At 70.9% G+C, this 24,348-nt stretch carries 28 protein-coding genes; 12 read left to right on the top strand and 16 right to left on the bottom strand.

Annotation, left to right across the window (positions count from 1 at the left end; all coding sequences use genetic code 11):
* Window positions 1-106 precede the first annotated feature (106 nt).
* Window positions 107-535, top strand: coding sequence for a MarR family winged helix-turn-helix transcriptional regulator (locus PQI07_RS06170; protein WP_043347176.1), 429 nt, complete (start codon window positions 107-109; stop codon window positions 533-535).
* Window positions 536-716: 181 nt separating this feature from the next.
* Here the strand turns inward: PQI07_RS06170 and PQI07_RS06175 are convergent, their stop codons facing one another.
* Complete coding sequence (locus PQI07_RS06175) at window positions 717-1,736, bottom strand: polyprenyl synthetase family protein (protein ID WP_274926266.1); 1,020 nt, start codon at window positions 1,734-1,736, stop codon at window positions 717-719.
* Window positions 1,737-1,904: 168 nt separating this feature from the next.
* Between PQI07_RS06175 and PQI07_RS06180 the strand changes: the two genes are divergently transcribed.
* Both PQI07_RS06180 and PQI07_RS06185 read left to right on the top strand, forming a co-directional pair.
* A complete protein-coding gene (locus PQI07_RS06180; RefSeq protein ID WP_026604550.1) occupies window positions 1,905-2,129 on the top strand; it encodes a putative signal transducing protein in 225 nt (74 codons plus the stop codon).
* Window positions 2,126-2,884 (top strand): tRNA1(Val) (adenine(37)-N6)-methyltransferase, encoded by a 759-nt coding sequence (locus tag PQI07_RS06185; protein WP_274926267.1) that lies wholly within the window; start codon window positions 2,126-2,128, stop codon window positions 2,882-2,884. Before PQI07_RS06180 ends, PQI07_RS06185 begins: the two co-directional genes overlap by 4 nt.
* Before the next feature lie 9 nt (window positions 2,885-2,893).
* Here the strand turns inward: PQI07_RS06185 and PQI07_RS06190 are convergent, their stop codons facing one another.
* Together PQI07_RS06190 and PQI07_RS06195 are read right to left on the bottom strand one after the other, a co-directional pair.
* On the bottom strand, window positions 2,894-3,205 hold the full coding sequence (locus PQI07_RS06190) for a hypothetical protein (RefSeq protein ID WP_020090705.1): 312 nt from the start codon (window positions 3,203-3,205) through the stop codon (window positions 2,894-2,896).
* 31 nt (window positions 3,206-3,236) lie between these two features.
* Window positions 3,237-3,911, bottom strand: coding sequence for a trna delta -isopentenylpyrophosphate transferase (locus PQI07_RS06195; RefSeq protein ID WP_274926268.1), 675 nt, complete (start codon window positions 3,909-3,911; stop codon window positions 3,237-3,239).
* 513 nt (window positions 3,912-4,424) lie between these two features.
* Between PQI07_RS06195 and PQI07_RS06200 the strand changes: the two genes are divergently transcribed.
* The 3 genes from PQI07_RS06200 to PQI07_RS06210 are packed head-to-tail and all read left to right on the top strand — an operon-like array spanning window position 4,425 to window position 5,986.
* Window positions 4,425-5,222 carry a heme ABC transporter permease gene (locus tag PQI07_RS06200; protein ID WP_043382608.1) on the top strand — a complete coding sequence of 266 codons (798 nt, stop codon included), beginning with the start codon at window positions 4,425-4,427 and terminating at the stop codon, window positions 5,220-5,222.
* A gap of 9 nt (window positions 5,223-5,231) precedes the next feature.
* Window positions 5,232-5,375: a heme exporter protein CcmD gene (ccmD, locus tag PQI07_RS06205; RefSeq protein ID WP_043347163.1), complete on the top strand. Its 144-nt coding sequence runs from the start codon at window positions 5,232-5,234 to the stop codon at window positions 5,373-5,375.
* The gene (locus tag PQI07_RS06210) at window positions 5,372-5,986 is read left to right on the top strand and encodes a DsbE family thiol:disulfide interchange protein (protein ID WP_053611104.1); all 615 of its coding nucleotides are present in this window, start codon (window positions 5,372-5,374) and stop codon (window positions 5,984-5,986) included. Before ccmD ends, PQI07_RS06210 begins: the two co-directional genes overlap by 4 nt.
* A gap of 3 nt (window positions 5,987-5,989) precedes the next feature.
* Here the strand turns inward: PQI07_RS06210 and PQI07_RS06215 are convergent, their stop codons facing one another.
* Complete coding sequence (locus PQI07_RS06215) at window positions 5,990-6,604, bottom strand: septation protein A (RefSeq protein WP_179697696.1); 615 nt, start codon at window positions 6,602-6,604, stop codon at window positions 5,990-5,992.
* Between the two features lie 130 nt (window positions 6,605-6,734).
* Window positions 6,735-8,099: a signal recognition particle-docking protein FtsY gene (gene ftsY / locus PQI07_RS06220; RefSeq protein WP_043760283.1), complete on the bottom strand. Its 1,365-nt coding sequence runs from the start codon at window positions 8,097-8,099 to the stop codon at window positions 6,735-6,737.
* A gap of 57 nt (window positions 8,100-8,156) precedes the next feature.
* On the opposite strand from ftsY, the gene PQI07_RS06225 reads away from it, so the two are divergent.
* On the top strand, window positions 8,157-8,858 hold the full coding sequence (locus PQI07_RS06225) for an RluA family pseudouridine synthase (RefSeq protein ID WP_179697694.1): 702 nt from the start codon (window positions 8,157-8,159) through the stop codon (window positions 8,856-8,858).
* On the opposite strand, the gene mtaB is transcribed toward PQI07_RS06225, so the two are convergent.
* Together mtaB and dapF are read right to left on the bottom strand one after the other, a co-directional pair.
* Window positions 8,828-10,048, bottom strand: coding sequence for a tRNA (N(6)-L-threonylcarbamoyladenosine(37)-C(2))-methylthiotransferase MtaB (gene mtaB / locus PQI07_RS06230; protein WP_274926269.1), 1,221 nt, complete (start codon window positions 10,046-10,048; stop codon window positions 8,828-8,830). The two genes, PQI07_RS06225 and mtaB, sit on opposite strands and share 31 nt — an antisense overlap.
* Entirely contained in the window at window positions 10,048-10,935 is an 888-nt protein-coding gene (gene dapF, locus PQI07_RS06235; RefSeq protein WP_043347151.1) for a diaminopimelate epimerase, read from the bottom strand. Before dapF ends, mtaB begins: the two co-directional genes overlap by 1 nt.
* 194 nt (window positions 10,936-11,129) lie before the next feature.
* Here dapF and PQI07_RS06240 point away from each other — a divergent pair, with 194 nt between their 5' ends.
* From PQI07_RS06240 to tam, 5 genes are all read left to right on the top strand, one after another.
* The gene (locus tag PQI07_RS06240; protein ID WP_043382595.1) at window positions 11,130-11,873 is read left to right on the top strand and encodes a GyrI-like domain-containing protein; all 744 of its coding nucleotides are present in this window, start codon (window positions 11,130-11,132) and stop codon (window positions 11,871-11,873) included.
* Between the two features lie 202 nt (window positions 11,874-12,075).
* Window positions 12,076-12,837, top strand: coding sequence for an endonuclease III domain-containing protein (locus PQI07_RS06245; RefSeq protein ID WP_078947349.1), 762 nt, complete (start codon window positions 12,076-12,078; stop codon window positions 12,835-12,837).
* A 93-nt stretch (window positions 12,838-12,930) separates the two neighbouring features.
* Window positions 12,931-13,995, top strand: coding sequence for a tryptophan--tRNA ligase (gene trpS / locus PQI07_RS06250; RefSeq protein WP_043760278.1), 1,065 nt, complete (start codon window positions 12,931-12,933; stop codon window positions 13,993-13,995).
* A complete protein-coding gene (locus tag PQI07_RS06255) occupies window positions 13,992-14,693 on the top strand; it encodes a haloacid dehalogenase type II (RefSeq protein WP_274926270.1) in 702 nt (233 codons plus the stop codon). Before trpS ends, PQI07_RS06255 begins: the two co-directional genes overlap by 4 nt.
* A 21-nt stretch (window positions 14,694-14,714) precedes the next feature.
* On the top strand, window positions 14,715-15,497 hold the full coding sequence (gene tam, locus PQI07_RS06260; protein ID WP_053611100.1) for a trans-aconitate 2-methyltransferase: 783 nt from the start codon (window positions 14,715-14,717) through the stop codon (window positions 15,495-15,497).
* A gap of 23 nt (window positions 15,498-15,520) precedes the next feature.
* Here the strand turns inward: tam and PQI07_RS06265 are convergent, their stop codons facing one another.
* From PQI07_RS06265 to PQI07_RS06305, 9 genes are all read right to left on the bottom strand, one after another.
* Entirely contained in the window at window positions 15,521-17,596 is a 2,076-nt protein-coding gene (locus PQI07_RS06265; RefSeq protein WP_274926271.1) for a methyl-accepting chemotaxis protein, read from the bottom strand.
* A 239-nt stretch (window positions 17,597-17,835) separates the two neighbouring features.
* Window positions 17,836-18,489 (bottom strand): pyridoxamine 5'-phosphate oxidase family protein, encoded by a 654-nt coding sequence (locus PQI07_RS06270; protein ID WP_043347120.1) that lies wholly within the window; start codon window positions 18,487-18,489, stop codon window positions 17,836-17,838.
* A gap of 168 nt (window positions 18,490-18,657) precedes the next feature.
* Window positions 18,658-19,677, bottom strand: a complete 1,020-nt coding sequence (gene ilvC, locus PQI07_RS06275) for a ketol-acid reductoisomerase (RefSeq protein WP_012322218.1) — start codon at window positions 19,675-19,677, stop codon at window positions 18,658-18,660.
* 12 nt (window positions 19,678-19,689) lie between these two features.
* The gene (locus PQI07_RS06280) at window positions 19,690-20,346 is read right to left on the bottom strand and encodes a TetR/AcrR family transcriptional regulator C-terminal domain-containing protein (protein WP_043347122.1); all 657 of its coding nucleotides are present in this window, start codon (window positions 20,344-20,346) and stop codon (window positions 19,690-19,692) included.
* Between the two features lie 85 nt (window positions 20,347-20,431).
* Window positions 20,432-21,076, bottom strand: a complete 645-nt coding sequence (locus PQI07_RS06285) for a glutathione S-transferase family protein (protein WP_274926272.1) — start codon at window positions 21,074-21,076, stop codon at window positions 20,432-20,434.
* Between the two features lie 24 nt (window positions 21,077-21,100).
* Complete coding sequence (locus PQI07_RS06290; protein WP_274926273.1) at window positions 21,101-21,451, bottom strand: type II toxin-antitoxin system PemK/MazF family toxin; 351 nt, start codon at window positions 21,449-21,451, stop codon at window positions 21,101-21,103.
* Window positions 21,432-21,725 (bottom strand): AbrB/MazE/SpoVT family DNA-binding domain-containing protein, encoded by a 294-nt coding sequence (locus tag PQI07_RS06295; protein WP_043382578.1) that lies wholly within the window; start codon window positions 21,723-21,725, stop codon window positions 21,432-21,434. Before PQI07_RS06295 ends, PQI07_RS06290 begins: the two co-directional genes overlap by 20 nt.
* Before the next feature lie 53 nt (window positions 21,726-21,778).
* Window positions 21,779-22,321 carry an acetolactate synthase small subunit gene (gene ilvN / locus PQI07_RS06300; protein ID WP_043347129.1) on the bottom strand — a complete coding sequence of 181 codons (543 nt, stop codon included), beginning with the start codon at window positions 22,319-22,321 and terminating at the stop codon, window positions 21,779-21,781.
* A 70-nt stretch (window positions 22,322-22,391) separates the two neighbouring features.
* Window positions 22,392-24,167 carry an acetolactate synthase 3 large subunit gene (locus tag PQI07_RS06305; RefSeq protein WP_274926274.1) on the bottom strand — a complete coding sequence of 592 codons (1,776 nt, stop codon included), beginning with the start codon at window positions 24,165-24,167 and terminating at the stop codon, window positions 22,392-22,394.
* Window positions 24,168-24,348 lie beyond the last annotated feature (181 nt).

Here is a 24,348-nt window from a genome sequence, read left to right on the forward strand (position 1 = left end):
GTCGTGATCCGATATAATCCACAACGGCACGGTCGTGGCGAGGCTGCACAAGCCTGTCGATCCGGGGCATCGTCGGCGGATCACAGGCCCCATCACGGAGGCGATCATGGACACCGACGCGTCCGGGACGGAGGCGCTGTCGCGGGAGCAATATGCGGCGCTCGCGGATTTCCGGTTCCGGCTCCGCCGCTTCCTGGCGTTCAGCGAGGCCGCGGCGGCCCGGGCGGGGCTGCCGCCGCAGCAGCATCAGGCCCTGCTGACCCTGGCAGGCCATGTCGGACGCGCGCCCGCCACGGTCGGCCTTCTGGCCGAGCAGCTGCTGATCGCCCCGCACAGCGCGGCCGAACTGGTGTCCCGCATGGTGGAGGCCGGTCTGCTGACCAAGACACGCGCCGTGGAGGACCGGCGGCGGAGCGCGTTGTCGCTCACCCCCCGTGCCGAGGGCCTCCTGCAAAGCTTGACGGCCGCGCATCTGGACGAGCTGCGCAACCTCGCCCCCGCCCTCACCGACGCCCTCGGACCCGCGACGCGCTGACGCGACCGGCGGCCGATGGGTCGTTCAATCGCAGGGGACCGGCATCACCGACCCGCCTGCGGGGACGGAGCGCGAGGGATACCTTCGCGGCGGGCCGCGGTCCGATCAGCCCGGGGCGACGCGCTGCCGATCCGATGGTGGGGCGGTCTGGCTGTCGATGCGGGAGCCGTGAGGCCCCGCCTCAGCGCGCCCGCGCCACACAGAACTCGACGGCCCCGAGGAGCGCCGCCTTGACGGGCCCGTCGGGGAAGATGTCGAGGGCGGCCCGGGCCTCTGCGCCGTAATGGTGGGCGCGGGCGACGGTCTCCTCCAGGGCGCCGTGGCGCTGCAGGAGGTCGAGGGCCGTTTCCAGATCGTCGGCGCCGATCTCGCCCTGCTGCAGGGTGCGGCGCCAGAAGCCGCGCTCGCCCTCGCTGGCGCGGCGGTAGGCGAGCACGATCGGCAGGGTGATCTTGCCCTCGCGGAAATCGTCGCCGACGTTCTTGCCGAGCTCCGCCGAGGTGCCCCCGTAATCGAGCACGTCGTCGATCAGCTGGAAGGCGATGCCGAGATTCATCCCGTAGGACCGGGCGGCCGCCTGCTCGGCCTCGGGCCGTCCGGCGAGCACCGGGCCGACCTCGCAGGCGGCGGCGAACAGCTCGGCGGTCTTGCCGCGGATCACCGCGAGGTAGGCGGCCTCGTCGGTCTCCAGGTTCTTGGCGTTGGTGAGCTGCATCACCTCGCCCTCGGCGATCACCGTGGCGGCGGCCGAGAGGATGTCGAGCGACCGCAGGGAGCCGACCTCCACCATCATCCGGAAGGCCTGGCCGAGCAGGAAGTCGCCGACCAGCACGGAGGCCTCGTTGCCCCACTTGATCCGGGCGGCGACGCGGCCGCGGCGCATGTCGCTCTCGTCGACCACGTCGTCGTGGAGGAGCGTCGCGGTGTGCATGAACTCGACGCTGGCGGCGAGCTTCACGTCGCCGTCGGTCGCGCCCGCGTAGCCGCAGAGCTGGGCGCAGGCGAGCGTCAGGATCGGGCGCAGGCGCTTGCCGCCGGAGGCGATCAGGTGGTTGGCGACCTCGGGGATCATCGCCACGTCCGATCCCGTCCGCGACAGGATCGTGGTGTTGACCCGCGCCATGCCGTCGGCCACCAGCGCGACGAGGTCGTTGAGCCCCGCCTCCGCCTCGGGCTTCGGATTCTCGATGGAGAGGGCCATACCCAAGATCCGTGACCTCCAGACCGGTCGCCCCTCAGGGGGCGGGCGATCCCTTCGCACGCGCCCCGCGGCGCCGCAACATCGTCGCCGTCCGGATATGGGGTGCCGCCAGCGCGGGGCTCACGCGACGAAACCGCCGATCCGAGCCCGCTTCGGAGCGAACACGCGATGATCGAGCTGATCCGGGCCAACGATGTCGTGCTGATCGGGTTCGCCCGATCGGTCCTCGAGGCGGCCGAGATCCCGGTCCTCGTCGCCGACAGCCACATGAGCCTGATGGAGGGATCGATCGGGGTCTTCGGCCAGCGCCTTCTCGTCCCGCGCGACCACGAGGCCCAGGCCCGCCGCCTGCTCACGGATGCCGGCATCGCCCACGAGCTGCGCCAGCCGTGACAGAAGAGGCCGACACCGGCGCCGATTCCTTCCTCGGCGGCCTCCTGCGCCTGCACCAGCCGCCGCGGGGGGCGCATCGCGCCGGGACCGACGCGGTGCTGCTCGCCCGGCTGCTCGCGCCGCAGGCCGGGGAGCGGATCTGCGATGTCGGCGCCGGGACCGGTGCCGTCGGTCTCGCCTGCGCGGCCCTGGCGCCGGGCCTCCGGCCGACGCTGGTCGAGCGCGACCCGGTGCTCGCCGGGCAGGCCCGCGCCAACGCGGCCCTCAACGGCATCGACGCGCAGGTTCTGATGGCCGACGTCCTGGCACCCGCGGCGGAACGCCGCGCCGCCGGCCTGGTGCCGGACAGTTTCGACGTCGTGCTCACCAACCCGCCGTTCTTCGCACCCGGCAGCCACCGCGCCTCGCCGCATCCGGGCCGCGCCGCCGCCCACACCTTCGCGGGCGGGGATCTCGAGACCTGGATCCGGACCTGCACGGCGATCCTGCGGCCCGGCGGCCGCCTCGGCCTGATCCACCGGGCGGACGCCCTTCCGGCCTGCCTCGACGCCCTCAAGGGCCGCTACGGCGGGCTGGCGATCCGCCCGGTCCATCCCCGCGGCGACGCGCCCGCGATCCGTGTGCTGATCGCCGCGGTCCGCGGCAGCCGCGCCGCCGCGAGCCTGCGCCCGCCCCTCGTGCTGCACGGTTCCGACGGCACCTTCACGGCCGAGGCCGAGGCGCTCCATCGCGGCGCGCCCTGGCCATCGCTCTGAGCCGTCAGCTTACGCCGCCAGCGCGGCGGGCTCGGCATCACGGATGCCGAGGAACCGCTCGACCTCCGGAAGATCCGGGAAGGCGAGGAATTCCGGACGCAGCGGCTCGGGCAGGCCCTCGAAGTTGAGGCCCGGGAACGTGTCGGGATGCGGGTAGAGCTGCCAGGCCGCGCCGGGCTCGACCGGGGGGAAGAGGATCGCGACCTTCTCGGCGCCGAGGCGCACGATCCGCGTCGGGCTGTAGGACAGCGTCTCGATGCTCCAGCCGTGGTGGGAATCCCGGCGGGCCTTCATGGTGCGGCGGCTCGTCGCGCGATGCATGGCGGTCTCCTTCGGTGGGGTGGAAGCGGGATCAGGCGGCGCTGCGGCGTCCGGCGCGCTGCGGCCAGCCGAGCGCCACGAGGCGGGCCTTGGCGTAGTCGCGCACCTCGTCGCGGGTGCCGGGCGGCATCGTCGCCAAGACGGCCTGGGTGGCGCCGTCCAGCATCAGGTCGGTGACCGCGTTGATCGTCGCGGCCTCGTCGATGCGGCGCTTGAGGTCGCCCTCGGCCTCGGTGACCTCGTCGAAGGCGGGCGCCTCCTCGAAATCCTCGTCGACGGCGCGGACCGGGATCTGGTGGGCGCGGAACTCGTCGGCCTCCTCCTCCGAGTAGACGAGACCGTGCAGCTCGATGAGCTTGAGGATGACGCGGTCCTTCCCGCGCTTCTCGGCCATGGCGTAGACGTAGGCCGCCTGCTTGCCGGAGACGCGGTAGTTCACGTTGACCAGCGCCTCGCCCATCGACCACTCGACCCGCTCGGTCCCGGGCTTCGCGCCGGGCAGGCGGCCGGTCACCAGGATCACGGCCTCGTCGCGTTCGGCCCGGATGACGGTCGGCGGCTCGAACACGATGCCGGCCTGGGCGGCGATGCGCTCCAGGGTCTTGTGGTAGATGACGGCGGTCCCCTGAACGCGCCAGACATTGCCCCCGAAGGGCTCGCCGTAGCGGACGAGGATGTCGGCGATCTGCTTGTCGGCGGTTCGCATGAGGCGCTCGTTCCGTCAGGAGGGAGGCGGGTCGTCCACAGCTTTTCTCGGGGACGCTCTTTCGTTCTCTTTTTGTTCACGTCTATATGCGCAATCTGCCCGCGATGCGCAAGGCTCGGACGCCAAAACCTGCGGTTGCGGACCTGCGTCATCGTCCCCGCGCGCCGGTGGCGCCCGGGGCATGGCCCGGGACGCCTCGAACAGGCGCGGTCACAGGAAGCTCGAGATAGCGATACTTTCCAGACCGGCGAACGCTGGGAGGCTTAGACGCGTGTGGGCGTAGCGCGGATCCCCTCTCCCGCACGGGAGAGGGGGCGCGTCGCGGATGTCCCAAGAAGACGGTTGGGTGTCGACGCGATCGTCCAGGAGCGCGTCGGCTCCGACGCCCCGTCAGCGTTGGCACCGTCTGCGACCACATTCCGGCGACCCCGCCGCCTGCGCCGCCGTCCCGCATTGTTGCTGCACCGCACCCTAGGCTAGACCGCTTCCACGATGTCCGAGACAGCTGCCGCGATGACGCCTTCCCTCTGGACCCGCCTGTCGAATCCCAGCCATTTCATGCGCTGGTCGGGCGCGCTGGTGCCGTGGCTCACGGCCCTGTCGCTCGCCGTCCTGGCCCTGGGGCTGTACCAGACCTTCTTCGTGGTGCCGCCCGACTACCAGCAGGGCGAGACCGTGCGGATCATGTACATCCACGTCCCGGCGGCGTGGCTCGGCGTGTTCTTCTACGGGGCCATGAGCGTGTCGGCGATCGGCACCCTGGTCTGGCGCCACCCGCTGGCCGACGTCGCCCAGCGGGCGGCGGCGCCGATCGGGGCGGCCTTCACGCTGATCTGCCTCGTGACCGGCTCCCTGTGGGGCAAGCCCATGTGGGGCACCTACTGGGTCTGGGATGCCCGCCTGACCTCCATGCTCATTCTGCTGCTGATCTATTGCGGCATCATCGCCCTGTGGCGCACGCTGGAGGATCCGAACCGTGCCGCGCGCGCGGTGGCGATCCTGACCCTGGTCGGGGCCGTGAACCTGCCGATCATCAAGTTCTCTGTGAACTGGTGGTCGACCCTCCACCAGCCGGCCTCGATCCTGCGCATGGGCGGCTCGACCATCGATCCCTCGATGCTCTACCCGCTGCTGGTCATGATCGGCGCCGCGACCCTGGGGGGGACCACCCTGCATCTCTACACGATGCGCACCGAGATCATGCGTCGCCGGGTGCGGACGTTGACGATCCGCGAGGCCGAGCGCCTCGACCGCGCCCAGCCGCACATCACTCCGACACCGGCCGCGATGCCGGTCGGCCAACCGGTCTAGGGGGCCGCAATGGATCTCGGGTCTCACGGCGGCTTCATCCTGCTCGCCTACGCCTTCACCGCCTTCGTGATGGTCGCCCTGGTCGGCAACGCCCTGCGCGATCGCCGGACGCAGCTGCGTGCCCTGAAGGGCTTCGGCGAGGATCGGCGATGACCGCGCCCCTCGACGAGGCGACCGGGCGGCCGCCGCCGGTCCGCCGCTCGCTGCTGCTGATCGTGCCGGCCCTCGCCTTCGCGGCACTCGCCGCCGTGCTGTTCCTGCGCCTGCGCTCCGGCGCCGATCCGGCGGCCCTGCCCTCCGCGATGATCGGCAAGCCGGTGCCGCAGTTCGATCTGCCCGCTGTGCCGGGGCTGACCGCCGGGGGCGCGCCCGTGCCCGGCCTGTCGAGCGCGGATCTGAAGGGCCAGATCACGGTGCTCAACGTCTTCGCCTCCTGGTGCGCGCCCTGCCAGGTGGAGCACCCGATGCTGATGCGCCTGGCGAAGGAGCCCGGCATCCGGCTCGTGGGCATCGACTACAAGGAGCCGAGCCCCGAGGCTGGCCAGCGCTTCCTGGCCCGGCACGGGGTCCCGTTCAGCGCGGTGGGGGCCGATGCCGGCGGGCGGGCGGCGATCGATTTCGGCGTCTACGGCGTGCCCGAAACCTTCATCATCGGGCCGGACGGCATCATCCGCGACAAGCTCGTCGGCATCCTCACGCCTGAGAATTTCGCGAGCGTGCTCACGCGAATCCGCGCCGCCGGCAAGGTCGCGGCGGCGCAGTAGACCCTAGATTTCGGGCTGCGGGGTCTTGCGCTCGTAGCGGGTCAGCAGCGGCGTCTGCGCCAGGGCGAACAGCACGGTGATCGGCATGATGCCGAACACCTTGAAGTTCACCCAGAAATCCTCCGTCTGCGTCCGCCACACCAGCTCGTTGAGCGCCGCCAGCACGAAGAAGAACACGCCCCAGCGGAAGGTGAGCTTGCGCCAGCCCTCCTCGGTGAGGCTGAACATCGAATCGAGCACCACCGAGAGCAGCGAGCGCCCGAACAGGAGGCCGCCGAGCAGAACGGTGCCGAACAGGGCGTTCACGATGGTCGGCTTGACCATGATGAAGGTCTTGTCCTGCAGCGCCAGGGTCAGGCCGCCGAACACCACCACCACCACGCCGGACACGAGCGGCATGATCGGCAGGCGGCGCACCATGACGTAGTGGATCGCCAGCGCCACCACGGTCGCCGCGATGAACACGCCCGTGGCCACGAACAGCTTCTGGTCCGGGGCGACGCCGAACTTCTCGGAATACGCGTTGCCAAGGAAGAACAGCACCAGCGGGCCGAGTTCCAGCGCCAGCTTCACGAGCGGCGGCAGGTGGCGGTGCGGGGGGACGGATTCGATCTGCATACGCTCGGTCGGCTCGGCTGCGCCGCTCACGGTGGGCCGGGAGCGTCGAACGGGATTTGCGGGGTGTGTGGTACGCCGAGCGCGCGATGTCCATGACATCGCGCACCAAAGATCGGCGGGCGCCCGCGTCCTAATCCTTCTCCAGCCCGGCGATCGCCCGGGCGAAGTCGCGGGCCGCGAAGGGCTCCAGGTCCTCGACGCCCTCGCCGACGCCGATGAAGTGGACCGGCAGGCCGAACTTCGCCGCCAGCGCCACCAGGATGCCGCCCCGGGCGGTGCCGTCGAGCTTGGTCATCACCAGGCCCGAGACTGGCGCGGCCTGCGAGAACAGCTCCACCTGGCTGAGGGCGTTCTGGCCCACCGTGGCGTCGAGGACGAGGATCGTGGCGTGGGGCGCCTCCGGATCCTGCTTGCGCAGCACGCGGACGATCTTCTCAAGCTCCGCCATCAGGCCGGTCTTGTTCTGGAGCCGGCCGGCGGTGTCGATCAGCAGCACGTCGGTCCCGGCGGCCGAGGCCTGCTTGAGGGCGTCGAAGGCGAGGCCCGCGGCATCTGCCCCCTGCGCGCCGCTCACCACCGGCGTGCCGGTGCGCGCGCCCCAGACCTTGAGCTGGTCGATCGCCGCCGCCCGGAACGTGTCGCCCGCCGCCAGCATCACGGTGCGCCCCTCCGCCCGCAGCTTCGATGCGAGCTTGCCGAGGGTCGTGGTCTTGCCGGCGCCGTTCACGCCGACGGTGAGGATCACGAAGGGCTTCCGGCTCGCGTCGATGGCGAGCGGCACCGCCACGGGCTCCAGCGCCCGCTCGACCTCCGCGGCGAGGATCGCCCGCACCTCGTCCGGCGAGATGCCCTTCTCGTAGCGGCCCTTGCCGACGGCCTCCGAGACCCGCATCGCGGTCTCGAGGCCGAAATCGGCCTGGATCAGCGCGTCCTCCAGGTCCTCCAGGGTGGTGGCGTCGAGCTTGCGCTTGGTGAACAGGCCGGTCACGCGCTCAGAGAGCGCCGACGAGGTCCGCTTCATCCCCGAGGTGAGCCGGCTCCACCAGCCCTTAGCCTCCGGCTCGCGGTCCGGCCCGGCACCCGCGTCGTGGGCCAGGGCAGCGGCGCTGTCGACCGGCTGGATGTCGGGCATCGGCGCGACCACCGGCTCCCGGTTCACGTCACCGGTATCGACCGGGTCGGCCCCGTGCGCGGGGTCGTCGCCGGCGGTGCCGGCCGGCGGACGCTCGGGCTCGCCCGCGACGGGCAGCAGATCGGCGCCCTCGACCACGTCCGGGACCGGCTCCCCGGTCTCCTCGGGCGGCAGCGGAACATGCGCGACGTCCTCCGCGGCGGTGGCGAAGTCCGGCTCACCCTCGGAGGGCGAGGCCGCCTCCGCGGGCAGCTCGGCCTCGGGCTTGTCTTCCGGCTTGTCCTCGGGCTTGTCCTCGGGCGCGGGCTGGCCTTTGCGCCCGAACAGGCGTCCGAACCAGCCGGGCTTCTCCTCGCTCGCCATGAAATCGCGTCCTCGCCCCACCTTGCCCCGCCGACACCGACCCTCTAGCCGATCCGGATGTCCAACGCCTTCGACATAGGCGCGCGCCTCCTCTACCGCGATGCCCTGCTGCTCGTCATCGACAAGCCGGCGGGTTTACCGGTCCATCCGGGTCCCCGCGGCGGCGAGACGCTCACCGATCACCTCGACGCCCTGCGGTTCGGCCTGCCACGCCGCCCGGAGGCCGCGCACCGGCTCGACCGCGACACCTCCGGCTGCCTCGCGCTCGGCCGCCACGCCAAGGCGCTGGCGCGGCTCGGCAAGCTGTTCTCCGGCAGCGGCGTCGACAAGACCTACTGGGCGATCGTGGAGGGCGGCCCCGCCGAGGAGGCCGGCCGCATCGACCTGCCGCTGGCCCGCCGCTCGGACGATCCGCGCTCCTGGTGGATGAAGGCCGACCCGGCGGGCGACCCGTCGCTGACGCACTGGCGGGTGCTCGGCCGCGCCGGGGGGCGGACATGGCTGGAGCTGAAGCCGGTGACCGGCCGCACCCACCAGCTCCGGGTCCATTGCGCCGCCTCCGGCTGGCCGATCCTGGGCGACGCGATCTACGGCGGGGCGCCCCGCGGCAGCGCGCTGCACCTGCACGCGCGGACCCTGTCGATCCCGCTCTATCCGAAGCGCGACGCCATCACGGTGACGGCCCCGCCGCCGACGCACATCGCCGAGGCCGTGGCGCCGCTCGCGGCTCAGGCCGCGATCAGCCGCGCCCCGTCGTGAGACGCGATCGCGACGCTGTGGAACGTGCCGGGGGCAGGCGCGTCTGACAGGCGCACGGCGGTGAAATCCGCGCTCCGCCCGGTGCCGCCGCGCTCCGCCAGCACGGTCAGCCGCCGCCCGACCTGTACGTCGAGGTGCCGCCACAAGGCGTCGGCACCGGCTGCGCGCAGCCGCGCCGCCCGCGCGCGGATCGCGTCCGCCTCCACCGGCGGCATCCGCGCGGCGGGTGTCCCGGGGCGCGGGGAATACGGGAAGACGTGCAGGTGCGTCAGGCCGCATTCCGCCACGAGGTCGAGGGAGCGGGCGAACTGCGCCTCCGTCTCGGTCGGAAACCCCGCGATCAGGTCGGCGCCGAACACCATGTCGGGCCGCAGCCGCCGCACGGTCTCGCAGAAGCGGATCGCGTCGGCGCGCAGGTGCCGGCGCTTCATGCGCTTGAGGATCAGGTCGTCGCCGGCCTGCAGCGACAGGTGCAGGTGCGGCATCAGCCGCTCCTCCTCGGCGATCGCCGCGAGCAGGGCGTCGTCGGCCTCCACGGAATCGATGGAAGAGAGGCGCAGGCGCGGGAGATCGGGCACCGCCCGGAGGATCGACCGCACCAGACCGCCGAGGGACGGCCCGGAGAGATCCCGTCCATAGGCGGTGAGATCCACGCCGGTCAGCACCACTTCCCGCCCGCCCCGGGCCACGAGGGTCTCGACCTGCGCGACCACATCGGGCACCGGCACCGAGCGGGAGACGCCGCGTCCGAACGGGATCACGCAGAAGGTGCAGCGGTGGTCGCAGCCGTTCTGCACGGGCACGAAGGCGCGGGTATGCCCGGCCATGGCCTCGATCCGCGTCGGCTCGGCCATCCGCGCCGCCATGACGGCCCCCGGTCCGGTCGCGGCCGCCGACCAGCCCTCCGGCCGCAGCTTCTCGGCGTTGCCGACGAGGCGCGCGACCTCCGGCATGGCCGCGTAGGCCTCCGTCTCCACCTCGGCGCCGCAGCCTGTGACGACGATCTCGGCGCCGGGCCGTTCGCGGGCGATGCGCCGGATCGCCTTGCGGGCCTGCCGCCCGGCCTCGGCGGTGACCGCGCAGGTGTTGACCACCACCCGGTCGCGGCCGTCCGCGGCCGCATGGGCCCGCAGAGCCTCGGACTCGACGGTGTTGAGGCGGCAGCCGAAGGTGAGGGTCTCGACCGCCATCAGGCCGCGCTGTCGAACAGCTCCGGCGCCAGGGTCCCCTCGGCGACGAGCGCGACCGGACCGGTCATCAGGACATGGTCGTCGGCGCGCCACTCGATGAACAACTCGCCGCCGGGCAGCGCGACCTGGGCCTGCCGGCCGATCATCTTGAGGCGCGAGGCGGCCACCACGGTGGCGCAGGCGGCGGTGCCGCAGGCGAGCGTCAGCCCGGCGCCGCGCTCCCAGACGCGGAGCTTGATCGTCTCGCGGCCCGTCACCTGAGCCACGGAGATGTTGGCGCGCTCCGGGAACAGCGGGTGGTTCTCCAGCATCGGACCGATCCGCGCGAGGTCGAAGGAATCCGGATCCTGCTCCACGAAGAACACCGCGTGCGGGTTGCCCATGTTCACCGCGCCCGGCGAGTGCAGGATCGGATCGTCGATCGGGCCGATCTGCAACTCGATCCGGCGCGTGTCCGGGAAGGGCTCCGACAGGGGAATCTCGTCCCAGGCGAGACGCGGCCGGCCCATATCGACCGTGAAGGCCCGCTCCGAGACGCGGCGCACGCCGAGCACGCCCGCTTCGGTCTCCAGGGTGAGCCGCCCGCCCTCGGCCGGCCGGGCCATGGCCGGATCGTCGAGCATCGCGTAGGCGACGCAGCGCGTGCCGTTTCCGCAGGCGCCCGATTCCGAACCGTCGGTGTTGTAGATCCGCAGGAACGCGTCCGTGCCCGGGCTCACGGGATCGTGTAGCACCATCAGCTGATCGAAGGCCGAGCCGGGATCCTGCGCGATCGCCCGCGCCTCCTCGGGCCGCACCGTCGCGGTGGAGCCGCGCAGGTCCAGCACCACGATCGCGTTGCCGGCGCCGTGCATCTTCAGGAAGCGTCTGTGGGCGAGTGCGCTCATGCGGTCCCGCAGGTCGAGGAGGGGCCGGCTATATCGCAAAAGCGACCGCCCGGCGCGAGGGGTGCAGCAGCGTGGCAGATGCGCCGCACCCGCGGCTCTCGTCCGCGGTGCCCTCGCGGGCCGTCACGTTCGCCACTAGGTTACGCGGCGGGAGCCTGCGCGATCATCCGCGGGCCTCGACCGGAGCGCCCCACGTGATCCGCCTTCGTCCGCTCGTCGCCCTCTCGGCCGCCCTCGTGCTCGCGTCCGGCGGCCCGATCGCCGCGCAGCAGCAGCCTGCGCCGCCGCCCTCCACGGCACCCGCGCCGGCCCAGACGAACCCGCTGCCGACGACGACGGCGCCGAACCCGGTGGCCGATCCGGACAAGAGCGCGGCCCCGGCCCCCCAGCAATCGGTGGCGCCCCCGCCCGCGGGCCAGTCCGCGGTGGGAACGCCTGCGCGTCCGACGCTCATCGAGAAGGCCGGCGAGCCCGGCGACGTCGACGAGGTCACCCTGCCGTCGAAGCCCGCCGCGATCCTGTCGGGTAAGACCAAATGGGAGGAGGCCGTGCCGAACCTGAAGCAGGCCTTCGCGCGGATCGAGGCCGACCTCGCCAAGCTGGGCGTCGCGCCGGCCGGCCGGCCGCTGGCGGTCTTCACCCGAACCGACGATGACGGCTTCGAGTTCGAGGCGATGATCCCGGTGGCGGCCGCGCCGAACCCGGCGCCGGCGGAGACCGACGGGCTGCGCTTCGGCACGACGCCCTCCGGCAAGGCGTTGCGCTTCGCCCACAAGGGTTCCTACGAGTCGATCGACAGCACCTACGAGACCCTGACCGCCTATCTCGATGCCAAGGACATCGTGGTGCAGGACCGGTTCGTCGAGGAATACGCCACCGACCTCAAGGACGGTACCGACGACAACCTCGACGTGAACATCTACGCGCTGGTGAAGTAGGGCCCGGCAGATCGTCCGGCGTCGCGGACCGATCCTGCGCCGGAGAACCGGCCGCAACCGCCGCCTCTCGCCCCTCTGCGGGGAAGGGAGGAGTGTGCGGCACCCGATCGCCCGATCCTGACGCGCATGCGCGGAGATCGGACAGATCGCCGCTGCCCCGCCCCGGCAGGAACAGGGGCGTCGGCTCGCGGATTCGCCCGACATGCCCGCCACCGCCCTCAGAACCGGGACCGTCCCGCCTCCGCGCCGCAAGGCGGCCCCCAACGCCATGGATCCCGCCCTCGCCGAGAAGGCGCTGGCGATCCACGCGCGCCTCTGCCCGGTCTACGGCTGCCCGATCCCGTACTTCCACAGCCTGGATCCGGTCAGCGAACTCGTCTCCTCGCTCCTGTCGCACCGGACGCGCAACGCCGAATCCGGCCGGGCCTTCAAGGCCCTGCGGGCACGCTTCCCGGACTGGGAGGCGGTGATCGACGCGGACGTGCCGGAGATCGAGGCCGCCATCGCGGGGGTGACATGGCCGGAGCTGAAAGCGCCGCGCATCCGCGACGTGATCCGGGCCCTGCGCGACCGGTGCGGAACCCTCGACCTCGCCTTCCTGGCCGACATGGAGGTCGAGGCGGCGCGGGCGTGGCTGCAGGCCATCCCCGGGATCGGGCCGAAGACCAGTGCGGCGGTCCTGTCGTTCTCCACCCTGCGGATGCCGGCGCTGCCGGTGGACAGCCACCATCACCGGGTCGCCCAGCGCCTCGGGCTGATCGGCCCGCGGGTCGATGTCGGCCCGGCGCACGCGATCCTGCGGGGGCAATTGCCCGCGGCGTGGAGCGCGCAGGATCTCTACGACAATCACGAGATCCTGATGCTGCACGGCCAGCAGGTCTGCCACCATCACCGGCCCGCCTGCGGGCGCTGCGTCCTGACCGACCTCTGCCCCAGCGCGAAGCGCCCCGTGCGGGAGCCGTGAGCGCGTCCTTGACCATTCCGGCCTACGGGTGCGAGTAACCCCGCGCCCGGACGGCGCGGAGCCCCGGTCTATCTTTGCTCAGGATCGGCGCCGATGGCCGCGTTCACCGAATTGGTCTTCTCGGGCGTCCAGCCCACCGGCAACCTGCATCTCGGCAACTATCTCGGAGCGGTGAAGCGCTTCGTGGAGATGCAGGACCGCGACGCGCAGTGCCTGTACTGCGTGGTCGACCTGCACGCGATCACCGTCTGGCAGGATCCGGAGGCCTTGCGCGGCCAGATCCGCGAGGTCACGGCCGCCTTCCTCGCCGCCGGCATCGATCCGAAGCGCTCGATCGTGTTCAACCAGAGCCAGGTGCCCCAGCACGCCGAGCTCGCCTGGGTGTTCAACTGCGTCGCCCGCCTCGGCTGGCTGAACCGCATGACCCAGTTCAAGGAGAAGGCCGGCAAGGACCGGGAGAACGCCTCGATCGGCCTGTACGACTACCCGGTGCTGATGGCCGCCGACATCCTGGCCTACCGGGCGACCCACGTGCCCGTGGGCGAGGACCAGAAGCAGCATCTGGAGCTGACACGCGACATCGCGCAGAAGTTCAACACCGACTTCGCAGGCTCGATCGCGGCGCACGGCCACGGCGACGCGTTCTTCCCGATCACGGAACCGCTGATCGGCGGTCCGGCCGCCCGGGTCATGTCGTTGCGCGACGGCACCAAGAAGATGTCGAAGTCGGACCCGTCCGACAACGCCCGGATCAATCTCACGGACGATGCGGACGCCATCGCCCAGAAGATCCGCCGGGCGAAGACCGATCCGGAGCCCCTCCCCTCCGAGGTGGCGGGCCTGAAGGAGCGGCCCGAGGCCGACAACCTCGTGGGGATCTACGCGGCGCTGGCCGGCATCAGCCGCGAGGACGTGCTGCGCGACTTCGGCGGGGCGCAGTTCTCGACCTTCAAGCCGGCGCTCGCCGACCTCGCCGTGACGAGCCTCGCGCCGATCGCCGGGGAGATGCGGCGGCTCACCGCCGATCCCGGCCATATCGACGCCGTGCTGGCCGACGGCTCCGCCCGGGCGGAGACGATCGCGGCGCAGACCCTCGACGCGGTCAAGGACATCGTCGGCTTCGTGCGGCGGGGCCCCAGCCTCCAGGCGGTGCGGTGACAATCCGGGCGCTGGTCTTCGACGTCTTCGGGACGCTCGTCGACTGGCGCTCCGGCGTCGCCCGCGAGGCGGCGCGGCTGCTGGCGCCCGTCGCGCCGAGCCTCGATGCCGGCGCCTTCGCGGATGCATGGCGGGCCCGCTACGACCCGTCGATGGAGACGGTGCGCTCCGGCGCCCGGCCCTATGTCGACCTCGACACGCTCCAGGCCGAGTCCCTGCCCGACGTGCTGGCGCAGTTCGGCATCGCGGGCGTGCCCGAGACCGTGCAGCGGGAGCTGGTCCAGGCGTGGCACCGGCTCGACGCCTGGCCCGAGGTGCCGGACGCGCTGCGGCGGCTGCGGGAGAAGCACCTCCTGGCACCGAACTCCAACGGGCCTGTCCGGTTGTTGGCCGACCTCGCCCGCCGCAACGGGCTGATCTTCGACGCGGTGCTCGGCGCCGGCTATTCCCGCGACTACAAGCCGAAGCCGGCGCTCTACCGCGACGCGGTGGCGGCGTTCGGGTTCGCGCCGGCGGAAACGATGATGGTCGCGGCGCACTCGAACGACCTCGCGGCGGCGGCGCGCCACGGTCTGTCCACCGCCCACATCGCCCGCCCGCACGAGCACGGCCCGGCCGGCGGCGAGACCGCGCCGACGGTGCCGGTCACCCACGCGGCGCGGGACCTGGCGGACCTCGCCGACCAGCTCGGCTGCTGAGGCGTCGCACGGAAGGTTGAGATGGCCGATTGGAACCCCGCCCTCTACACCCGCTTCGAGGACGAGCGGACGCGGCCGGCGGCCGAGCTCCTCGCCCGCGTGCCCCTCGACGCGCCACGGCTCGCCTGCGATCTCGGCTGCGGGCCCGGCAATTCCACCGCGCTGATCGCGGCGCGATTTCCCGATGCTGAGGTGCTCGGCCTCGACAGTTCCCCGGCGATGCTGGAGAGCGCCCGTGCCCGCCTGCCCGACCTCACCTTCGCGCAGGCCGATGCCGCGACCTGGGTCCCGGAGCGCGCCCCGGACCTGATCTTCGCCAACGCCGTCCTGCAATGGCTGCCGGACCACGCGACCCTGCTGCCGCGGCTGTTCGGTCTCCTCGCCCCGGGCGGGGTGCTCGCCGTGCAGATGCCCGACAACCTCGCCGAGCCCACCCACCGGCTGATGCGCGAAGTCGCGGCGGCCGCCCCCTGGGCGGCAACGATCGGCGACCCGGCCGTGGCCGGCCGCCTCGGCCGCATGCTCGAACCCGCAGCCTACTACGACCTGCTGGCGCCCCTGGCCGCCGAGGTCGATGTCTGGCGCACCGCCTATCACCACCGGATGGCGGATGCCGCCGCCATCGTGGACTGGGTGAGCGCCACGGGGCTCCGGCCCTTCCTCGACCCGCTGGAGCCCGGGGAGAAGGCCGGCTTCCTGGCGGCCTATACCGGCGCGATCGACGCCGCCTACACGCCGCGCAGCGACGGGCAGCGCCTGCTGGCCTTCCCGCGGGTGTTCATCGTCGCCCGAAAAGCCCCGTAGCGCGCAGGCCGGCCCGGTGGTCCTCAGGCCGCGCGCACCGTTCCGAGGAAGCGGCTGACCTCCGTCCGGAGGTGCTCGGATTGCTGCGACAGGTTCGCGGACGAGTCCAGCACCTGGCCCGCGGCCGAGCCGGTCATGTCGGCCGCTTCGGCCACGCGGGCGATGTTCGTCGTCACCTCGCCCGTGCCGGCGGCGGCCTGGGTCACGTTGCGGACGATCTCCTGGGTCGCCGTACCCTGCTGCTCGACCGCGGCCGCGATCGTCGTGGCCACGCCGCTGATCTCGTCGACGCGCGTCGTGATGCTGCCGATCGCCGAGGCCGCCTGCGCGGTCGAGGCCTGCACGCGGGCGATCTGGCCTGCGATCTCCTCGGTGGCCCGCGCGGTCTGTTCGGCCAGCGCCTTCACCTCGGCGGCCACGACCGCGAAGCCCCGTCCGGCCTCGCCGGCACGGGCCGCCTCGATGGTGGCGTTGAGGGCCAGCAGGTTGGTCTGGCCCGCGATGCCGCTGATCAGCGCCACCACGTCCCCGATCTTCATCACGGCCGCACTCAGGTCCTCGACCAGACGCACCGTCCGCCCGGCCTCGTCGGCCGCGGCCCGCGCGAGCTGCGCGGAGCCCTGGACCTGACGCCCGATCTCCTGCACGGAGCTGCCGAGCTCCTCGGCCGCCGAGGCCGCGGCCCGGACGTTGGCGGCCGCCTCCTCGGCCCCGGCCGCGACGGTGGTCGACTGGCCGACGGTCTCCGACGCCGTGGCGGCCAGCGCCCGGGCCGTGGCCTGCAGCTCGGTGGCCGCGTTCGTGACCGTCTCGACGATGCCGCCGACCGCCTGCTCGAAGGTGTTCGCCAGATCCGCCGTCACCCGCTTGCGGTCCCGGTCGGCGGCGGCCTGGGCAGAAGCCCGCGCCTGCGTGTCGGCCTCCGCCTGCGCCCGGAGGCCGTCGCGCAGCTTCAGGACGGCCCGCCCGACCAGCCCGACCTCGTCGCGGCGCCGAGCCTCGGGCACGTCCGCCCCGTAATCGCCCGCGGCCATGTCGCCGATGGTCCTGCCGAGGGCGCGGACCGGCTTTCCGACGAGGCGGTGCAGCGCGCCGAAGACGACCGCGCAGCCGATCAGCACGCAGAGGACCGAGATGCCGATGAGCCTGGCGCGCGCCTGATCGGCGGCAGCCGTGAGCGTCGCCACCGGCACCGCGACCACGATGGCCCAGCGGTCGGGCGTCTCGCCCGCCTGGATATGCTGCGCCATGTACCGCCACGGCGCCCCATCCGGGCCCGGCGCATCGGTCACCACCACGGCGCCTGCCGCGATCGCCTGCCTGGCCGCGTCGGCTGCCGACGCGTCGAAGCCGTGCATCGGCTTCCCGGCCGCCGCGCCGGTCGGATGCGCGACGGTCGTTCCGCTCGCCGAGACCACGGCCAGGTAGCCGGTCCCGAACGGCTTCACCGCGCCGAAGGCGGCATTCAGGGATCCGAGGTCGATGTCGACCCCGGCGGTGCCGCGATACGTGCCGTCCACGCTGATCGGCGCGCCGAACGACATCATGACGACGTCCTTCCCGGCCACCTTGTAGATGTAGGGTTCGATGGCCACCAAGCGGTTCAGCTTCTTCGGCTGAAGATAATAGGCGCCGTCCGGCTCGGCCTCGTAGCCGGTGAGAACCTCCCGCTTGATCGTGCCGCTGCCGCGATTCCAGTAGGGCATGAAGCGGCCGCTCGCGTCCGAGGAGGCCGTGCCGGCGAACGTGCGGTCGCGCCCGTCCAGGGCATCCGGCTCCCAGCCCGTCCAGGTCGCGATCAGGCTGGGGTTGGCGCGCAGAAGCTCGCGCAGCATCGCATCGTAGACCTCACGGTCCTGAATGCCGCGGGCGCGCAGGGCCGAGGCGGAGACCGCGATGCTCTCGGCGGTCTTGGCCGCGACCGCGAGGCGAAACCGGACCTCGCGCGCCTCGTTCGACAGAGTCTCCGACTGCATCTTGGCCGCCTGCTCCTCGAAGGAAGCGTTGATTCGACGGGCAAGAAAAGTCATCCCTCCTGCGAAAACCGCAGCGATCAGGACGCTACAGATAACGGCGACACGCAGGGGCAGCGAAAGCATGTTCTCTACGATCCGCGCAAGGATGTGACCGACCAGATTTGCAGGAAATCTAGCGGCCACCCCCGCACATCGTCAAGAAATTTTGAACTCGGCCGCGATCAGTCGCAATTATATTGCTACATCAATATGAAGCGCCGCGGATATCTACTTGGTATCAACTTGTGCGCCGAAGATTGAATTCCCGGCATATCGAGCGCCCGCCGGCCGCCCCATTTCGCGGGGCGGCCGGCAAAGGGTCGTCAGGCCTCGCCGCGGGCGACCAGCGCCTCGTACTCCGAGACCTCCAGCTTGCCCTCCCGGGCGACCCGCGCCTTGTCTTCGTCGCTGATCACGTCGCCCGCGAGGTCCAGACGCTTCCAGGCGGCGAGCGGCGTCTCGCGGCCGGGCCGCGGCACGTACTTGTTCTGCTCGAGCTTCTGGTACTTGTGGATGTAGCGCGGGCAGTTGATCCAGATCTTCGTCACCGCGACCTTCACCAGGTATTTGGCCTCGGTGTACTCGGCCATCAGGGCGTCGTCGCGCAGCAGCGTGGCGTGGCCCTGCACGCGGATGCGGTGGGGCGTCTCGAAATCGATGAACAGCAAGCCAACCTTGGCCTGCCCCGCGATGTTGCCCATCGAGTAGAACATGCCGTTGCCGTCGAAGCCCGGGAACACCAGCGTGTTGGCGTCGAGCACCTTCACGAAGCCCGTGGGGCCGCCCTTGTAGGAGACGGTCGGCATGCCGTCCGGGTCGACGGTCGAGAGGAAGAACATGTCGCGGGAGCCGATGAAGGCGGCCTCGTCCGGCTGGATGCTCTCGTGGACCCAGTCCTCGTCGAGGCGCACCGCGAGCTTGGTGGTGCCGAACTCCTCCTGCAGCGCCCGGTGCGCGTCGGAATAGAGCGATGCCATGCGTGTCCTCTCCGCTAGCCGGTCCTCATACGCGCGGGACCGCTGCGGGGCTTATGGCCGGGATATCCCGGGTCGGGCAACCCGGAACGCGAAGGGCCGGCCACGCCTTCGCGCGACCGGCCCCCGGCGTGACGACCGGGCGAAGCCCGGCCGCGTGATGCGAACAGATCAGTTGCGGGTCTTGTCGACCAGCGCCTTCTCGGAGATCCACGGCATCATGCCGCGGAGCTTGGCGCCGACCTCCTCGATCGGATGGGCGGCGAGCTTGGCGCGGGTCGCCTTGAAGGAGGTCTGGTTGACCTTGTTCTCCAGCATCCAGTTGCGAGTGAAGGTGCCCGACTGGATGTCGTTCAGCACGCGCTTCATCTCGGCCTTGGTCTCGGGCGTGACGATGCGCGGGCCGGTGACGTACTCGCCGTACTCGGCCGTGTTGGAGATCGAGTAGTTCATGTTGGCGATGCCGCCCTCGTAGATGAGGTCGACGATCAGCTTCACCTCGTGGAGGCACTCGAAATAGGCCATCTCGGGGGCGTAGCCCGCCTCGACCAGGGTCTCGAAGCCGGCCTTGATCAGCTCGACAAGGCCGCCGCAGAGCACGGCCTGCTCGCCGAACAGGTCGGTCTCGCACTCCTCCTTGAAGGTCGTCTCGATGATGCCAGCGCGGCCGCCGCCGTTCGCCGAGGCGTAGGACAGGCCGAGGTCGTGGGCGTTTCCGCTCGCGTCCTGCGCGATGGCGATCAGGGTCGGCACGCCGCCGCCGCGAAGGTACTCGGAGCGCACGGTGTGGCCCGGGCCCTTCGGGGCGACCATCAGGACGTCGAGATCCTTGCGCGGCTCGATCAGGTTGAAGTGGACGTTGAGGCCGTGGGCGAACAGGAGCGCGGCGCCCTGCTTCATGTTGCCCTCGAGGGACTCGCGGTAGATGTCGCCCTGCAGCTCGTCGGGGGTGAGCATCATCACCACGTCGGCCCACTTGGCGGCCTCGGCAACCGACAGGACCTTGAAGCCCTCGTGCTCGGCCTTCTTGGCGGTGGCGGAGCCCTCGCGCAGGGCGATGACGATGTCCTTCACGCCGGAATCGCGCAGGTTGAGCGCGTGGGCGTGGCCCTGGCTGCCGTAGCCGACGATGGCGACCTTTTTGCCCTTGATCAGGTTCAGGTCGGCGTCGCGATCGTAATACACCCGCATGTCTGTCTCCTCTTAAACGTGGCGGTTCGGGTCGGGTTTGGCCTGGCCGTAGAGGGCCAGAAACTGCTCGACGGCGCGGCCCGCATCGCGCCGGATCTCGGCCCCGTCGAAATCGAGGGTCTCGCCGAGCAGAAGTCGAATCTGGATATCCCGGCCGACGAGGCCGAAGAAGGTGCGGAAGGTGGCCTCGCTGTCGGCGAAGGCGAGTAGCCCGGCGGCGCGCCCGGCCTCCAGCACGGGCTTCACCCGCTCGCCGATGGCGAAGCGGCCGTTGGCCAGCACGATGCCGCCGAGATTGCTCTTGCGCGAGCCGGCATGCGCGATGGCGATGCGGTTCAACGCGACCGAGGTGGGGCCGGTGATGACCTCCAGCCACGTCACGGCGAAATCCTGCAGGCGCTCCCGCAGGGTCGCCCCGTCGAGGATCTGCGCGGCGTCGTGCCCGGCATGGACCCGGGAGGCCTGCCAGCGCACCGTCGCGGTCAGCAACCCGTCCCGGTCGCCGAACCACTTGTAGAGCGTCTCCTTCGAGCAGCTCGCCCGGCGCGCGACGGCGTCCATGGTGAGCTGCTCGCCGTCCTCGACCATAAGGCCGAGCACGACGTCCAGCACCGCCTGCTGGCGTGCCGACGGCGCTTCCCGCTCTGCTGTGGCGCTGGCCTGCATCATCTCGAATGGCGTACCGTACCGTACGGTACGCGCTCTAGGCCGATTCGATGGCCGCGGCAAGGGGGGGGGCCGCGACCGAATGGGATTAGCGCGGGAGCGGCAACCCCTCGCGGGCAAAGACGGCCTGCACGGCCGGGCGCTCGGCGACGCGGCGGGCGTGGGCGGTCCAGGCCGGGAAGCGACCGGCCATGTCGAACCGGAGCACCGGGCCGTTCGCCCAGAACCAGAAGACCATCAGGTAGGCGTCGACGACGCTGAAGCGGTCGCCCACCGCCCAGCCGCCGTGCGAGAGGCGCACCTCGGTCATGGCGGCGAGATCCGCGTAGGTGTTGGCCGCCTTGCTCTTGATGCCGTCGAACGCGCTCTCATCCTCGGTGTAGCGTTCCGGACGGCGGACATGCGCGTAGGTCACGTGGTGGTTGCAGGCGAGCCAGCCGAGCCACTCGTCCGCGGCGGCCTGCTCCCGCAGGTCGGCGGGCCACAGAGCCGTCTCCGGCACCTGACGGGCCACGTGGCGCATGATGGCCGCACATTCGGTGAGCACCCAGCCGTCCTCGGTCAGCGCCGGCACGCGGCCGCGATCGTTGATCGCGAGGTATTCCGGCCGGCGCTGGTCGCCGGCGGCGAGGTCGAGCTTGATGCCCTCGTAGGGCAGCCCGGATTCCTCCAGGACGATGTGGGCGGCGAGCGAGCAGGCGCCGGGGGCGTAGTAGAGGGTGCGGGCGGTCATGACACTGCTATACGCCGTCCTGCTTCAAAGCCCGAGCAGTTTCGCGATCTGATGCCGGACTTCGGCGAGAACAGCGCCCGGCGCGACGCCGAGGCGCCTCAGAATACGCGGCCGCTGATCGATGGACCGGATCTGATCCGTCAACACCGCGCCTTCGACAGTCATTCCGACCGGAAGCATCACCTTCGTCGGCCATGGTTCGATGTTGCTCGTAATCGGGCAGACGATGACGCGGCGCGTCGCCGTGTTCATCAGCACTTCCGACACAACCAACGCCGGTCGACGACCATCTTGTTCCGTCCCGCGGACAGGACCAAATTCGACGAGGATCAAATCGCCGGCCTGAAGCGATGGCTCAGCGGGAGTCGTCGTCATCGATGATCTCAGAGCCGACATCCGGACCCCAGTCCACGGTCGGCGGCTCGAAATCCGGGCCCAGACGGCGCATCTCGGCGACCATGTCCTCGAGCGTATAGACCGGCAGCCCGTTGACGTACCGGCGCCCAGCCCATTGCTGCGGCTCCGGCGGGACCGGGCGCTTCGAGACGATCTCGACCGTCTCGCCTTCGCGGATGCCGAGTTCTTCGGCCTCCGCGCTGCTCAGACGGACGGCGAGGTCGTCACCCCAGCGGATGACCTTGGCTTCCATCACTCCGCCTCCTGCGGGGACGGGGCATCCTAGCAGAGGTCAGCCGCCGGAGCCTACAGCGGCTCAGCCCCGCGCCCCATCGCGGAGATGCCGGTCCGGCAGATCTCCACCAGCCCGATCACGCTCATCAGGCGCACGAACCGGTCGATCTCCTCGGTGGCCCCGGTCAATTCGAACACGAAGGAGTTGAGCGTGGCGTCCAGCGTCTTGGCGCCGAAGGCGGCAGCGAGCCGCAGGGCCTCGCTGCGGTGCTCGCCCTCTCCCTTCACCTTCACGAGGCAGATCTCGCGCTCGAGGGCGTTGCCCTGGAGCGTCAGGTCCACCACCCGGTGGACCGGCACCAGCCGGTCGAGCTGCGCCTTGATCTGCTCGATCACGGCGTTGGTGCCCGTCGTGACGATGGTGATGCGGGAGATGTGGCGCGCCTCCTCGGTCTCGGAGACGGTCAGGCTCTCGATGTTGTAGCCGCGGCCGGAGAACAGGCCCGAAATGCGCGCGAGCACGCCGGGCTCGTTGTCGACGATCACCGCCAGCGTGTGCCGGTTCACCGGCTCGACACGGACGGCATCGGGGTAGTGGGTGTTCATCGCATTCATCGCCGGCCTCGTCCTCGTCGTCCCGTCCGTGCTCACCAGCGGCGACCCCGGAGGGCCGCCGCCAAACCCATCACACCAGCATCTTGCCTTCCTCGGAGATCACGTCGCCGAGTTCGACGCCGGTCTCACCGAGGTAGTCGGACAGGAGCATCTCGTTGTGCGCCTTGCCCGACGGGATCATCGGGAAGCAGTTCTCGGTCTTGTCGACGATGCAATCGAAGATCACCGGGCCGTCATAGGCGAGCATCTCCGCGATGGCGCCGTCGAGGTCGCCCGGCTTCTCGCAGCGCATGCCCTTGGCGCCGTAGGCCTCCGCGAGCTTCACGAAGTCCGGCAGGCTCTCCGAGTAGCTCTGCGAGTAGCGCGAGCCGTGCAGCAGTTCCTGCCACTGCCGGACCATGCCCATGTACTCGTTGTTCAGGATGAACACCTTGATCGGCAGGCGGTACTGCACCGCCGTCGACATCTCCTGCATGTTCATCAGGATCGAGGCCTCGCCGGCGATGTCGATCACCAGCCCATTCGGATGCGCGAGCTGCGTGCCGATCGCCGCCGGCAGGCCGTAGCCCATCGTGCCGAGGCCGCCGGAGGTCATCCAGCGGTTCGGCTCGTCGTACTTGAAGTACTGGGCCGCCCACATCTGGTGCTGGCCGACCTCGGTGGTGATGTAGGTCTCGCGGTCCTTGCAGGCCTCGTAGAGGCGCTGGACAGCGTATTGCGGCTTGATGATCGTGCCCGACGGCCAGTAGGCGAGGCAGTCCCGCGCCTTCCAGGCACCGATCTTCTGGAACCACGGATCGAGGTTGGACTTGTCGGGCCGCGACGGCAGGGCGCGCCACGCCTCCAGCATGTCGCCGAGCACCGAGGCGCAGTCGCCGACGATCCCGACATCGACCTTGACGACCTTGTTGATCGAGGAGGCGTCGACGTCGATGTGGATCTTCTTGGAGAAGGGCGAGAACGCGTCGAGACGGCCGGTGATCCGGTCGTCGAACCGGGCGCCGACGCAGATCATCACGTCGCACTCGTGCATCGCGAGGTTGGCCTCGTAGGTCCCGTGCATGCCGAGCATGCCCAGGAACTTCTCGTCCGTGCCCGGATAGGCGCCGAGGCCCATCAGGGTCGAGGTGATCGGGAATCCGGTCTCGCGGACGAGCTCGCGCAGCAGGCGCGACGCCTCCGGGCCGGAATTGATCACGCCGCCGCCGGTGTAGAAGACCGGCCGGCGCGCGGTCGCCATCAGCTCGACGGCCGCGCGGATCCGGTCGGCATCGCCCTTCACGGCCGGGCGGTAGGTCTTGTGGCTCGCGATCTCCGGACGCTCGTAGAGACCGGAGGCGAACTGGATGTCCTTGGGCAGGTCGACGACGACCGGGCCGGGACGGCCGTTCGCCGCCACGTAGAACGCCTCATGCAGGATGCGCGGCAGATCGTCGATCGATTTGACGAGGTAATTGTGCTTCGTGCAGTGGCGCGTGATGCCGACCGTGTCACACTCTTGGAACGCGTCGGTGCCGATCAGGTGCGTCGGGACCTGGCCGGTGATGCAGACCAGCGGGATCGAATCCAGCATCGCGTCGGTCAGCCCGGTGACAATGTTGGTCGCACCGGGGCCCGAGGTGACCAGCACGCAGCCGACCTTGCCGGAGGAGCGGGCATAGCCCTCGGCGGCGTGGACGGCGCCCTGCTCGTGGCGGACGAGGATGTGCTTGACGGCGTTCTGGTGGAAGAGCGCGTCGTAGATCGGAAGTACGGCGCCGCCCGGATACCCGAACAGCGTGTCGACACCCTGATCCTGGAAGGCCCGGATGACCATCTCGGCCCCGGTCATGACCTCGCCGCCCATGCTCGTCTCCTCGCGCTCTCCGGAGCCACCGCGATCCCGTGATCGCCGCCCTGCCCCGTCCTCTCTCCCGGCACCCTCGTCATGCGGGGCGGTCTCCGCCTCGCCCGAAGGTGCCTATCGCCTCGGATCTCCGTCCGTCCCAGTCCTGTCCCGCCCGGACGCGGGCAACAAAAAAGGGCCC

The organism is Methylobacterium sp. 092160098-2 (assembly GCF_028920805.1).
Classification (GTDB): Bacteria; Pseudomonadota; Alphaproteobacteria; order Rhizobiales; family Beijerinckiaceae; genus Methylobacterium; species Methylobacterium fujisawaense.